A 12,717-nucleotide genomic window follows, 5' to 3' on the forward strand; every position below is an offset into this window, starting at 1 on the left:
CGCACAGGGGTTAGCCTGACCCTTATGGCTGGAGCGGCGACGGCAATGGATCGGGCTCAGCGCCGGTTCCCGCCGGTCGCGTTCCCGCTCGGTGTCGTCTACAAGTTCTACGAGGACCAGGGCAACAACCTCGCCGCGATCATCACCTACTACGCCTTCGTGGCGGTCTTCCCGCTCCTGCTGCTCGCCTCCTCGATCCTCGGCTTCGTGCTGGAGGGCAACCCGAGCCTGCAGGAGGCGGTGCTCGACACGGCGCTGGCGCAGTTCCCGATCATCGGTGACCAGCTCGGCCGTAAGGAGCTCACCGGCTCGACCGGCGCGATCGTCATCGGTGGTATCACCGCCCTCTACGGTGCGCTCGGCCTGGGCCTCTCGCTGCAGAACGCGGTCAACACGGCCTGGTCCGTGCCGCGCAACAGCCGCCCCAACCCGATTCTGCTGAGGGTGCGGGCGCTGCTCATGCTCGCTGCCGGCGGTCTGGCGATCCTCTCGGTGACCGCGTTGTCGCTGGTGCTGAGCCGCACCGACTTCCTCGGGTTCAAGGCGGTCGACGTCGGCTACTGGCTGGTGATCCTCGGCACCGTCGTGATCGTCACCGGCATGCTCTGCGTCGTCTTCCGGATGGCCACCACGCGGGACCACGCCCTCGGGCACGCCCTCCCGGGCGCGTTCACGTTCGCACTGCTGTGGCAGGTGCTGCAGTACTTCGGCGCGGAGTTCGTCCAGCACGTGCTCGCCGCCACTCGCGGCATGAACCAGACCTTCGCACTGGTCCTCGGTCTCGTCGCCTTCCTCTACGTCGCGGCGCTGATGGTGGTGATCTCGATCGAGGTCAACGTCGTCTACGCGCGTCACCTGTGGCCGCGAGCGCTTCTCACCCTCTTCACCGACGAGGTCGAGCTGACCGAGGCCGACCGCCGCGCCTACGCGAGCTATGCCCTCATGCAGCGTCACAAGGGCTTCGAGACGGTCGCGGTCACGTTCGACGGCCCCGACGGCGACAGCCACGAGATCGTCATGGACCCCTCCTGGCTCCGCAAGACCGCGCGGCGGATCCGTCGCCACGACGAGTTCAGCCGGCCCCTCCCGCCGACCAAGCCACCGCCCCCGGTGCCACCCGGCCAGTTGCGCGCGGTGCCGCATCCCGACGAGGACGAGCCGAAGCGGCGTACGCCTTAGGGCTTCTTCCGCAGCGGCACGAAGCGATACCAGCCGTGGCTGCTCAGTCGCGACGTGCCCGTCGCGTTCCGCTCCACCAGCATCATCAGCCCGGCGACCGGGACCACCATCCGGCCGGGTGCAGCGATCTGGTCCATCAGCTCGCGCGGCAGGGCCTCGGCCTCGGCGGAGACGAGGATGCGATCGTACGCAGCCTCCCGGGGCCACCCGAGGACCCCGGGCTTCGCCTTCTCGATGCGGGCCCACGGCTGGCCGGTCGCTGCCAGGTTGCGGCGGCCGAACCTGACCAGGGACGGTTCCAGCTCGACCCCGATGACGCTGCCCTCCGGGCCGGTCAGGTGGGCGAGCAGCGCGGTGGTCCAGCCCGACCCGGAGCCGACGTCGAGCACCTTGTCGCCCGGCGCGACCTCGAGAAGATGGAGCATGTCGGCCACCGTCCGCGGCTGCGAGTTGGTCTGTCCGTGACCGATCGGAAGGGGCTCGTCGAAGCGCGCGAAGTCACGCTCCTCGGGCGGGAGGAAGCCCTCCCGGGGGATGGCGGAAAATGCATCGAGGACCGCGTCCACCCCTCCAGTCAAGCACCGTATCGTCTGCCCCATGACTGAGTCGCCTGAAACCAACGCAGAGCTCGTCCACCTCGACGTCGCCGATGGTGTCGCCACCATCACCCTCGACTCGCCGGCCAACCGCAACGCGCTCTCCCGCCAGCTGGTCACCGAGCTGTTCGAGGCGCTGCACGCGGCCGACAAGGACACCTCCGTCAAGGCCGTCGTGCTCCAGGCCACGGGCACCGTCTTCTGCTCCGGAGCCGACCTCTCCGAGGCCGCGACGGTGCCGATGGAGGAGGGCACCCGCGGGATCGTACGTCTCCAGCGCACCATCGTCGCCCTGACCAAGCCCGTCGTGGCGAAGGTCCAGGGACCGGTGCGCGCCGGTGGTCTCGGGCTCGTCGCCGCCGCCGACATCGCGATCGCCGCCGACACTGTCTCGTTCGCGCTCACCGAGGTCCGGCTCGGCCTGGCCCCCGCCGCGATCTCCCTCTCGATCCTGCCCCGGATCGATGCCCGCGCCGCCTCCCGCTACTTCCTCACCGGCGACAAGTTCGACGCCGCCGAGGCGGCCCGCATCGGCATCCTGACCGCCGCCGTCCCCGCCGCCTCGCTCGACGACGAGGTCGCCGCCATCACCTCCTCCCTGCTCGAGGGCTCCCCCCAGGGGCTGCGCGAGACCAAGCGGCTCATGGTCCGCGGCCTGGTCGAGCACATCGACGCCGGCGGCGACGAGATGGCCGCCCTCTCCGCCCGCCTCTTCGGCTCCGACGAGGCCCGCGAGGCGATGACCGCGTTCCTGTCTCGCAAGAAGTAGCGCCAGCGAGACGACTGATGGCTTGTGGAAATTCCAGCGCTCGAGGGTGCGCGCGACGCTAGGCTCCGCTTCCTTGCTGGAAGGAAGTAGAGATGGTCAAGGTCTTGTCGGGTGCGGTTTTCCTGGTCGTGGTCGCCGGGGTCCTGTGGGTGATCAACCCCTTCGGCGGCGATGACGAAGGCTTCGTATGGTCGTCGGAGCCGGAGGTGTCCGTCGCCCCTCCGACGGCAACGCCGGACGGCAGCGAGATCGTCGCTCGCTGGGAGAGCTCGGACGCACGTGAGTTGCTCGACCCGGCCGGCCACACCATCGAGTTCACCACCACGCTCGACAACTTTCGGGTGGAGTTCGGTTGCGACTTCGAGATCCCGGGCGATCTGCACGTCTACCTGTCGGCCGATGGCTGGGACCAGGAGAGCGCCGAATGGTGCACCGAGCCGCGGGCGAACTACCACAGCAGCGGCGGTGGGTCGGTCGTGCTCGGCGGACCAGGGAAACACAAGATCACGTTGCGGGCGCTGCACAAGGACGGATCCCCGTACGTCCCCGCTGACGGCACGATCGAGATCAACCTGGCGGTCATCGACCATGTGGAGGGCTGGGTCGGCGGCTAGCCGGTTCGCCGCGGCGGTCGATTGGTGGCACCGCTGCCCTCATAACACCACGTCGGGGGTAGAGTTATCTCCTTGCCGTGCGCCATGGGGGGCGCACGGCGGGTGTGGATCTTTGTGACGGGGGAACATCCAGTTGAACGACAAGCTGGCTGAGCGCGAGATCGCTCAGGAGCAGGGGTTCGTAGATCGTGTCTACCTCCAGCTGGGAGAGTCGGCGCGCGCTGCGCACGAGCTGGCCAACGAGGGCCGCGAACGTGGGGCCCTGGGGCATGAGGGCGGTCTGGTCGAGCGCGACGCGTTCGCCTTCCAGGCGGCGCGACGCATCGCGCAGCTCGATGCCGCTCACGAGGGGCTGGTCTTCGGCCGCCTCGACCTCGACCCGTCGGTCGACACCGAGCCGCGCTATGTCGGCCGCATCGGTCTGCGCGACGCGCAGCGTGACTCGCTGCTGATCGACTGGCGGGCGCCTGCGGCCGCGGTGTTCTACCAGGCCACGGCGGTGGAGCCGCGGTCGGTGATCCGCCGGCGGGTGCTCCGGTCGGAGGGGCAGAGCGTCATCGGCGTCGAGGACGAGCTGCTCGACGCCGAGGCGCTGGAGCGCTCCGGTGCTGACCTGCCGATCGTCGGCGAGGGCGCGCTGATCGCCCAGCTCAGCCGTGCCCGCGACCGCACGATGCACTCCATCGTCGCGACCATCCAGGCCGAGCAGGACAAGGCCATCCGTGCGCCGGGCAAGGGCGTCACGACGATCTCCGGTGGTCCGGGCGTCGGCAAGACCGTGGTGGCACTCCACCGCGCCGCCTACCTGCTCTACACCGAGCGTCGCCGCTACGAGTCCGGTGGCGTGCTCATCGTCGGCCCGTCGGGCGTCTTCATGCGCTACATCGAGCGTGTCCTGCCGAGCCTCGGCGAGACCGCGGTGGCGCTGCGTTCGCTGGGTGAGGTCGTGGACGGCGTACGCGCGACCTGGCACAACGACCCCGCCGTCGCCGACGTGAAGGGCTCGGTCCGGATGGCCGAGGTGCTGCGTCGCGCCTCGCGTCAGCAGGCGCCGGGCTCCCCGCGCGAGTTCAAGGTCTTCTACCGCGACGACTCGCTGCGCCTGGACGGCAAGCGGCTCGGTGAGCTGCGGCGTCAGCTGATGAGCCAGGGCCGGCGCAACCAGCAGCTGCGTCGCGTACCTCAGATGCTTCTCGACATCCTCTGGCGGCAGGTACGCGGTGAGCGCGGCCGCGAGCGCGGTCGCGAGGTCTTCAACGACGAGATGCTCGACAACCCCGCCTTCCTCGAGTTCGCCGCTGCCTGGTGGCCGGCGCTGGAGGCGCGTGAGGTGCTCGGCTGGCTCCGCGAGCCGGAGTTCCTCGCCCGCGTCTCCGAGGGAATCCTGACCCACGACGAGCAGCAGCTGCTCCTCAAGTCGTGGGCCGGCCGCGGCCTGACCGACGCCGACCTGGCCATCGAGGACATTCCGCTGCTCGACGAGCTCCGGTACGCGATCGGCGACATCCCCGAGCAGGTCGCCGACGAGCGCGACGCCGACCAGAGCGGCATAGACATCGCCGAGCTGATGACCGCCTCCGACCGCGAGTTCTCCTCGGGGCGGGGCTGGCGCCCGCCGACGTACCGGATCGACGACGACCCGTTCGCCCACATCCTCATCGACGAGGCCCAGGACCTGACGCCGATGCAGTGGCGGATGGTCGGTCGCCGGGGACGTACGGCCTCGTGGACCATCGTCGGCGACCCCGCCCAGTCCTCGTGGCCGGTGGCGGAGGAGGCCGACGCCGCCCGAGCCAAGGCGCTCGAGGGCAAGCCCGTCCACGCGTTCCACCTGTCCACGAACTACCGCAACTCGGCCGAGATCTACGACTTCGCCGCGGCCTACGCTGAGCGGGTCGGGCTCAACGCCGACCTTCCGACCGCGGTCCGCTCCACCGGCGTCGAGCCGCGGGTCATCGAGCACGCGGTCGACCTGGAGAAGGCCACCCGGGAGGCGGTCGGCGAGATCGCGTCGCAGGTCAGCGGCACCGTCGGCGTCGTGGTCCCGGTCGCGCGCCGCTCCGAGGTCAACTCGTGGCTCGCGTCCTGGTCGGAGTTCGCGGACGCCGCCCCCAGCGCCGCCGCCTCCGCCGCCGACCCGACCTCGGTGCCGTCCGGCGAGGACCGCATCGTCGTACTCACCGGCCTGGACACCAAGGGCCTCGAGTTCGACGGCATCGTCGTGGTCAGCCCCGACGAGATCGAACGCGAGTCGGCCACCGGCCGCGCCACGCTCTACGTCGTCCTGACCCGTGCGACCCAGCTGCTGACCACCGTCTCCTGACGACCTGTCGCCGAGGGACTAGAGGGCTGTGATCCAGGGGTGGTCGGGCAAGGTCTGCTCGAGCGCGCCACGCAGCCAGCGACGCCGGCGGTCGTCGAGCAGCGGCACGGTGTTGTCGAAGTCGAGCTGGTCCTTCGAGCGGAGCCCCGGGGCCTTGTAGAGGAGCTGGATCTCGGGCTGGAGATAGCGGATCCCGTCGCGCTCCCAGACCGCGTCGGACATCGGCATCCGGATCGACTCCTCACGCCGATAGACCCACTCACCGGCGGTGCCGGGGTTTAGCAGCAGGTCGTACTCCCACGGATCCTGAGCGCTCCGCCGCGTCCAGACCTGACCCTCGGTCTCCCAGAGGACATCGTCCGCGGCGCCATCGGGATCGTCGTCCGGGAGTAGCGGACGCAGCGCCGTGGTGCCGGCCGCCCATACGTCGAAGCGCCCCGCCAGCTGCTTGCGCAGCACGGCGAGATCGCTGCGGAGCACGCAGGTGTCGGTGTCCTCGTGCTCACGACGTACGCCGGTGAACGCCTCGATCGCCCAACCGCCCGCGACCCACCAGGTGCCGGGATAGCCCTCGAAGAGGGCGGCCACGTCCGCCGGTGTGCGCTTCGCCCAAGGGCCGTAGAGCCGCTCGAACTCGTCGTTGCTCAGATCGTTGACGCCCACCCGCGAAGCCTAGCTGCGCGGGTGGGCGTCGGGAGGAGGGTCAGCCGACGGACGGCTTGGCGTCGGCGGTGACCTCGACACCCTCAGCGAACTCGACGAGCTGCTCGTCGGTGAGGTGGATGGTGTTCCACATCTGGATGACGACGGTGAAGTCGCGGTAGGCGTACTTGAGCATCGTCGCGCCGTCGGGGGTGGTGACGAGGGTGGCGGGCTGGCCGCCGACGGTGGTATTGGCCGGGTCCTGGGTCCCCGATGCCGTCGTCTCCAGGGTCACCACGATCTTGTCCCGGAAGTCGCTGACCGTGGTGTCGTCGTCGGGGCGAGCGACGGCGAGGACGTACTGGTCGGATCCCTGCAGTACGAACCCCTCGGGCACTTTCGCCACGGTGAACCCGGGCATCTGGGTGCCGTCGTAGTCGACCAGGCGTACGTTGTCGGCGGCCTGGACGGTCGGCGCGCCGTCGTTGCCGGAGGTCAGCGCGATGCCGCTGAAGGCGCCACCGACCGCGAGGGTCAGCGCGGCGCCGCCGAGTGCGGCGCGCTTGATCCGGCGCCGGGAGAGCGCCCGGTGGCCACGGCGAAGGTCGGCAGCGGCGTCCTCGGTCGCCGAGGTGGACGGGGACGGGGTCAGGCGGGCGAGGCGGTCGATCACGTCGTTCATCGGGAGTCTCCTGTCAGTTGGGTGGGGGTGAGCAGCGCCCGGAGCTTGTCCAGGCCGCGCGCGGTCTGGGACTTCACGGTTCCGGTCGAGCAGCTGAGCGCGTCGGCGACCTCCTCGACCGAGAGGTCGTGGACATGGCGGAGCACGACGGCCGCGCGCTGCCGGGGCGGCAGCTCGGCCAGGGCGGCGACCAGCTCGGGATCGACCATCGCCGGATCCTCGACCGGTGCCTCGGGCAGCGTGACCGCGCCCTGCTCCCGCCGGAAGAACGGGCGCCTGCGGTGGTCGGTCAGACAGTTGACCAGGGTGCGGCGAGCGTACGCAGCGGGGTGCTGGGACGCTCGCCCCCAGGCCAGATAGACCTTGACCAGCGTCGACTGGACCAGATCCTCGGCCAGGTGGGCGTCGCCGGCGGTCAGCAGCCGGGCAGTGCCGACGAGCGGCGCTCGGTGGCGGCGTACGAAGGCCTCGAACTCGGCGTCTTGGGAACGTCTCACGCACTGTCAACGGATTCGGGGCACTGTGGGGTTGCACGGCCCACCATCCGAATCGAATGGGTCACGCGTCAGCGCACGGATTAGGCTCATTCCATGACGACCAACAGCCCCGCCCGGACCGCGATCGAGGAGATCACGGGGCACGAGGCGTGGGCGATCATCCGGCGCTCCTCGCGGGCGGGTGACCGCGACACGGTCGGCATGCTGGCGGGCACCCGGTCCGTGGTCGAGTCGCTGCTCGACGTACCTCTCGAGGAGGGCACCCCGGAGCCGGGGAAGGTGGCCGACCGACTGCTCGCGGTGCCGTTCCGTCAGGTGAGCGAGCGGGGCTTCGAGGCCCACGACGACGGCACCCCGCTGGTGGTCGTCGACGTGGAGCGCGAGTGGGAGTTCTCCGTCGCCGAGGTGATCGAGGCGCTTCCCGACGTCCCCGTGGAGTTCGTGGACCGCGGTGGGTTCGACGTGGACGACGACACCTACGCCGACCTGGTCAAGACCGTCATCGAGGACGAGATCGGCCAGGGCGAGGGCGCCAACTTCGTGATCGGCCGCCACTACCGCGCCCAGCTCGACGACTGGAACCACGACCGCGCGCTCACCGTGCTGCGTCGTCTTCTGGAGCGTGAGCGCGGGGCGTACTGGACCTACTGCTTCTTCACCGGCGACCGCTATCTCATCGGCGCTTCGCCGGAGCGGCACGTGAGCGTCCACGGCGGCGACGTCCGGATGAACCCGATCTCCGGCACGTTCCGGCTGCCGCACGACCTCGAGGGTTCGCCCGAGAAGATCGCGCACGATCTCAAGGGGCAGCTGACCGACTTCCTGACGGATCAGAAGGAGGTCTACGAGCTCTTCATGGTGGTCGACGAGGAGCTCAAGATGATGTGCGACATCTGCGACCAGGGCGGCCAGGTGCTCGGGCCGTTCCTGAAGCCGATGTCGCGGCTGATCCACACCGAGTATCTGCTGGCCGGCCGTTCGGCCCGCGACCCGCGCGAGATCCTGCGCGACACGATGTACGCCGCCACCGTCACCGGCTCGCCGGTGGAGAACGCCTGCCGGCTGATCAAGAAGTACGAGCCGGAGGGCCGTGGCTACTACGGCGCCGCCCTCGCGCTGCTCGGCCGTGACGAGTCCGGTGCCCCGACGGTCGATTCGCCGATCGTGATCCGCACCGCGGACGTGTCTGTCGACGGCCGGCTGAAGGTGAGCGCCGGCGCGACTCTGGTGCGCGACTCCGACCCGACGTACGAGGTCGCCGAGACGCACGCCAAGGCCGGCGGGATCCTGTCGGCCTTCGGGCTGGTGCCGGCCGCGCCCGCGCTCGCCCAGGACGTCTCCGAGCTGGTCAACGACGAGGACCTGCTGCTGACCCTGGCCGCCCGCAACCGCCGGCTGTCGTCGTTCTGGCTCACCGACCAGGGCGATGAGGAGCCCTCGGCCCACCTCGCCGGGAAGCACGCGGTGATCCTGGACGGCGAGGACGATTTCGTACGCATGCTGCGCCACGTCCTCCGGGTGCTCGGCATGACCTCGTCGGTCGTGCGGCACGAGGACTACGAGGACGGCGCCTTCGCGGGTGCTGATCTCGTCATCGTCGGGCCCGGACCGGGCGACCCGCGCGACGGAACTGATCCGAAGATGGCCAAGCTGCGCGCCGCGGTCGCGTCGCTGCTCGAGACCGAGCAGCCGTTCCTGGCGGTCTGCCTCGGCCACCAGGCGCTGTGCCACCAGCTCGGGATCGGGCTGCACTACAAGGACATCGTCTTCCAGGGCACCCAGACCCGCGTCGGTCTCGGGTTCGGCGGGCGGCCGCGTCGTGAGCGGGTCGGCTTCTACAACACCTTCGTCGGACGGGTGGGCTCCACGGAGCTGCCCGCGAGGGTGTCGGTCGATGCCGATCCGGAGACGGGTGACATCCACGCCATCTCCGGTCCGCACTACGCCGGCATCCAGTTCCATGCGGAGTCGGTCCTCACCGAGCGCGGCTACGACCTCATTCACGACGTCGTCAGCGATCTTTTGGCGCAGTGATGAAGATCGTCGTGGTCGACCACCACGACTCCTACGTCTGGAGCCTCGTCCACATGATCGCGCAGGTCACCGGGGCCCTTCCGGATGTCGTGGAGCACGACGAGGTGAAGCTCGGGGACCTCGCCGCCTACAGCCATGTGGTCCTCTCGCCCGGGCCCGGCCACCCGGCCGATCCGGCGGACTTCGCGGTCGGGCGGGACGTACTTCTGGACGGGGGGTGGCCCGTCCTCGGCGTCTGCCTGGGGATGCAGGGACTGGTGACCGCCTACGGCGGTGTCGTCGACCGGATCGAGCCCGCTCACGGTGAGGTGGCCCGGGTGACGCACGACGGGCGCGGGGTCTTCGCGGGCATCCCGTCGCCGCTCGAGGCGGTCCGCTACCACTCCCTGGCGGCCGTCTCGGTCCCCGATGTCCTGGAGGTGACGGCCCGTTCCGAGGACGGGGTCGTGATGGGCGTACGTCATCGGCTGCTGCCGCTGGAGGGCGTGCAGTTCCACCCGGAGTCGGTGCTCTCCCAGCATGGTGCGGCGATGGTCGCGAACTTCCTGGGCCGACCGGGGCCACGATGAGCGTCGAGGGCCTCTTCGCCGAGGTCGCCGCCGCACACCCGCGCTGCGTCTGGCTCGACGGCGGCGGCGCGCGCGAATGGTCGGGCACCCGGTCCCTGATCGGCTGGCTGGAGGACGACGACGTCTCGCTGACCTACTCCGCCGCTCGTCGCGAGGTTCTGCGCCACGCCGGCGGCCGCTCCGAGGTCGTCGGCGACGACATCTGGCAGGTCCTGGAGCGCGAGATCGGCCCCGGGGAGCAGTGGTTCGGCTACCTCGGCTACGCCTGCCGAACCGACCTCCCCGCTGCTCCCTCCGACGACGTCCCGGATGCCGTCTGGATGAGGCCGTCGCATCTTCGGCTCTTCGAGCACGAACTTCTCTGGCAATCCCTGCACTTCTCGGGTGTTGCAACGCCAGAGAAGTGCAGGAATACCCGGTTAACCGGGTATTCCTCCCCGCCGTCCCCCGCCTACCGCGCCGCCTTCGACCAGGTCCAGGAGGCACTTCGAGCCGGCGACACCTACGAGGCGAACCTGACCTACCGGACCACGGTCCAGGCCGAGGCCGACCCGGTGGAGACCTACCTGCGGCTCAGGAGTATCAACCCGGCCCCGTACGCAGGGTTCCTTCAGCACGACGTCGCCGGCCACGCGGCGTGGCTGCTGAGCTCGAGCCCGGAGCGGTACGCCCTGATCGACGCCGACCGGGTGATCGAGACGAGGCCGATCAAGGGCACGACCCCGCGGGGCGCAGACGCCGAGGAGGACGCTGCCAACGCTGACCTGCTGCGTACCGATCCCAAGCTCCGCAGCGAGAACCTGATGATCACCGACCTGCTCCGCAACGACCTGGCGATGGTCTGCGAGCCGGGGACCGTGGAGGTGCCGGGCCTGATGCGAGTCGAGTCCTACCCGAGCGTGCACCAGCTGGTCAGTACGGTCAGAGGCCGCCTGCGGGACGAGATCACCACGATCGAGGCGCTGCGCAGGCTCTTCCCCGCCGGGTCGATGACCGGTGCGCCCAAGCTGCGCACGATGGAGGTCATCGAGCGGGCCGAGCGTGATCTGGGTGGGCCGAGGGCGGCGTACGCCGGTGCTTTCGGCTGGATCTCGGGCGACGGACCGGCCGATCTGGGCGTCATCATCCGCACCCTGACGACCCACGACACCCACACCTGGCAGATCGGCACCGGTGGCGGGATCACGGTCAGATCCGACGTCGCGGAGGAGGCCGCCGAGGCGCGGTTGAAGGCCGATCGGGTGCGCGCTTCCCTCGGCAGATGATCAAACAGGTGAAAAGACGGCGACACGTTGAGACGGCGGCCGTTGTCTATTGGAACGTTCATAAAACGAGGACTACCGTGGACTCATCATGGCGACCATCGACGACAAAGCCCTGCCACATGTGATCGTGCTCTTCGGTGCGACCGGTGATTTGGCGCGCCGCAAACTCCTGCCTGGCCTGCTCAGACTCAACGAGGCCGGGCTGATGACGGACGCCCAGATCGTCGGCACGTCGCTGGAGGATATGTCCGACGAGCAGTTCATGGAGTTCGCTCGTGAGGCGTGCGAGGAGTTCGGCAAGGGCGACATCACCGACGAGCGCTGGGCGGCGTTCGGGGGGATGCTCTCCTACGTCTCGACCAAGGAGGGCCCGCACGCGCTCGCCGACGCGGTGAAGCTCGCCGAGAAGAAGCTCCAGGGGCTCGGCAACGACGTGCGCCGCCTCCACTACCTCAGCGTCCCGCCCAAGGCCGCTCAGGACGTGATCCGTCAGCTCGAGGAGGCAGACCTCGTCGAGCGCGCCCGGATCATCATGGAGAAGCCCTTCGGCACCGACCTCGAGTCGGCCAAGGAGCTCAACGCGAAGATCCACGAGGTCTTCTCCGAGGAGCAGATCTTCCGGATCGACCACTTCCTCGGCAAGGAGGCCGCGCAGAACATCCTGGCCTTCCGTTTCGCCAACGGACTCTTCGAGCCGATCTGGAACCGCAACTTCATCGACCACGTCCAGATCGACATCCCCGAGACGCTGGGCCTGGAGGGACGCACCGCGTTCTACGAGAGCACCGGCGCCTACCGCGACATGGTCGTGACCCACCTGATGCAGGTGCTGGCGTTCATGGCGATGGAGCCGCCGACGTCGCTTGCTCCCGACCCGATCGGCGAGGAGAAGAACAAGGTCTTCCGGTCGATCCAGCCGTTGGATCCACGCAACGTGGTGCGTGGTCAATACTCCGGCTACCGCGGCAAGAACGAGGTCGCCGACGACTCCGACACCGAGACTTTCATCGCGATGAAGGTGATCATCGACAACTGGCGTTGGGCAGGCGTGCCGTTCTTCCTGCGCACCGGCAAGAAGCTGGCCGAGGGCGCGCGGATCATCTCGATCGCGTTCAAGGAGCCGCCGCTGACGATGTTCCCGTCCAACTCCGGTGCCGGCACCCAGGGCCCCGACCACCTCACCTTCGACCTCGCCGACCAGTCGAAGATGTCGCTGTCGTTCTACGGCAAGCGCCCCGGGCCTGGCATGAAGCTGGAGAAGCTATCCATGCAGTTCGCCACCCAGGAGACGACCTCCTCGACCGGCGTCCTCGAGGCGTACGAACGCCTCATCCACGATGCCATGCGCGGCGACCACACGCTCTTCACCACGGCCGAGGGCATCGAGACGCTCTGGGAGATCTCCCAGCCGCTCCTCGAGAACCCTCCGCCCGTGCGCCTCTACGCCCCCGGCTCCTGGGGCCCCAACTCGATCCACCAGCTGATCGCCCCCCACGCCTGGCGCCTCCCCTTCGAGCGCTCCTGGCGCGAGACGAAGAAGCACTAGC

Annotated in this window: 12 protein-coding genes; 8 read left to right on the forward strand and 4 right to left on the reverse strand. The window is 69.3% G+C overall.

The features are described from left to right. Positions 1-45 precede the first annotated feature (45 nt). Positions 46-1,179, forward strand: coding sequence for a YihY/virulence factor BrkB family protein (locus tag OG801_RS16220; protein WP_406029768.1), 1,134 nt, complete (start codon positions 46-48; stop codon positions 1,177-1,179). Here OG801_RS16220 and OG801_RS16225 read toward each other — a convergent pair. Beyond that, positions 1,176-1,757 (reverse strand): protein-L-isoaspartate O-methyltransferase family protein, encoded by a 582-nt coding sequence (locus tag OG801_RS16225; RefSeq protein WP_406029770.1) that lies wholly within the window; start codon positions 1,755-1,757, stop codon positions 1,176-1,178. The genes OG801_RS16220 and OG801_RS16225 overlap by 4 nt on opposite strands. A 19-nt stretch (positions 1,758-1,776) precedes the next feature. Here OG801_RS16225 and OG801_RS16230 point away from each other — a divergent pair, with 19 nt between their 5' ends. The 3 genes from OG801_RS16230 to OG801_RS16240 all read left to right on the forward strand — a co-directional run bounded on the left by OG801_RS16230 (position 1,777) and on the right by OG801_RS16240 (position 5,481). Then, complete coding sequence (locus OG801_RS16230; RefSeq protein ID WP_406029772.1) at positions 1,777-2,544, forward strand: enoyl-CoA hydratase family protein; 768 nt, start codon at positions 1,777-1,779, stop codon at positions 2,542-2,544. A gap of 92 nt (positions 2,545-2,636) precedes the next feature. Continuing rightward, the gene (locus OG801_RS16235; protein ID WP_406029774.1) at positions 2,637-3,158 is read left to right on the forward strand and encodes a hypothetical protein; all 522 of its coding nucleotides are present in this window, start codon (positions 2,637-2,639) and stop codon (positions 3,156-3,158) included. Positions 3,159-3,291: 133 nt separating this feature from the next. Beyond that, a complete protein-coding gene (locus OG801_RS16240; protein WP_406029776.1) occupies positions 3,292-5,481 on the forward strand; it encodes a HelD family protein in 2,190 nt (729 codons plus the stop codon). A gap of 18 nt (positions 5,482-5,499) precedes the next feature. On the opposite strand, the gene OG801_RS16245 is transcribed toward OG801_RS16240, so the two are convergent. The 3 genes from OG801_RS16245 to OG801_RS16255 are packed head-to-tail and all read right to left on the reverse strand — an operon-like array spanning position 5,500 to position 7,302. Further along, positions 5,500-6,144 (reverse strand): hypothetical protein, encoded by a 645-nt coding sequence (locus OG801_RS16245; protein WP_406029778.1) that lies wholly within the window; start codon positions 6,142-6,144, stop codon positions 5,500-5,502. A gap of 40 nt (positions 6,145-6,184) precedes the next feature. Next, entirely contained in the window at positions 6,185-6,805 is a 621-nt protein-coding gene (locus OG801_RS16250; protein WP_406029780.1) for a hypothetical protein, read from the reverse strand. Further along, positions 6,802-7,302, reverse strand: a complete 501-nt coding sequence (locus tag OG801_RS16255) for a SigE family RNA polymerase sigma factor (RefSeq protein WP_355230913.1) — start codon at positions 7,300-7,302, stop codon at positions 6,802-6,804. Before OG801_RS16255 ends, OG801_RS16250 begins: the two co-directional genes overlap by 4 nt. Before the next feature lie 93 nt (positions 7,303-7,395). Between OG801_RS16255 and OG801_RS16260 the strand changes: the two genes are divergently transcribed. From OG801_RS16260 to zwf, 4 genes are all read left to right on the forward strand, one after another. Continuing rightward, on the forward strand, positions 7,396-9,336 hold the full coding sequence (locus OG801_RS16260) for an anthranilate synthase family protein (protein ID WP_406029782.1): 1,941 nt from the start codon (positions 7,396-7,398) through the stop codon (positions 9,334-9,336). Further along, positions 9,336-9,905 carry an anthranilate synthase component II gene (locus OG801_RS16265; RefSeq protein ID WP_406029784.1) on the forward strand — a complete coding sequence of 190 codons (570 nt, stop codon included), beginning with the start codon at positions 9,336-9,338 and terminating at the stop codon, positions 9,903-9,905. Before OG801_RS16260 ends, OG801_RS16265 begins: the two co-directional genes overlap by 1 nt. Beyond that, positions 9,902-11,170, forward strand: coding sequence for an anthranilate synthase component I family protein (locus OG801_RS16270; RefSeq protein ID WP_406029786.1), 1,269 nt, complete (start codon positions 9,902-9,904; stop codon positions 11,168-11,170). Before OG801_RS16265 ends, OG801_RS16270 begins: the two co-directional genes overlap by 4 nt. 88 nt (positions 11,171-11,258) lie before the next feature. Next, on the forward strand, positions 11,259-12,716 hold the full coding sequence (gene zwf, locus OG801_RS16275) for a glucose-6-phosphate dehydrogenase (RefSeq protein ID WP_406029788.1): 1,458 nt from the start codon (positions 11,259-11,261) through the stop codon (positions 12,714-12,716). The last annotated feature ends 1 nt before the right edge of the window (position 12,717 follow it).

Origin of the sequence: Nocardioides sp. NBC_00163 (genome assembly GCF_045206295.1) — a bacterium.
Taxonomy (GTDB): Bacteria; Actinomycetota; Actinomycetes; order Propionibacteriales; family Nocardioidaceae; genus Nocardioides.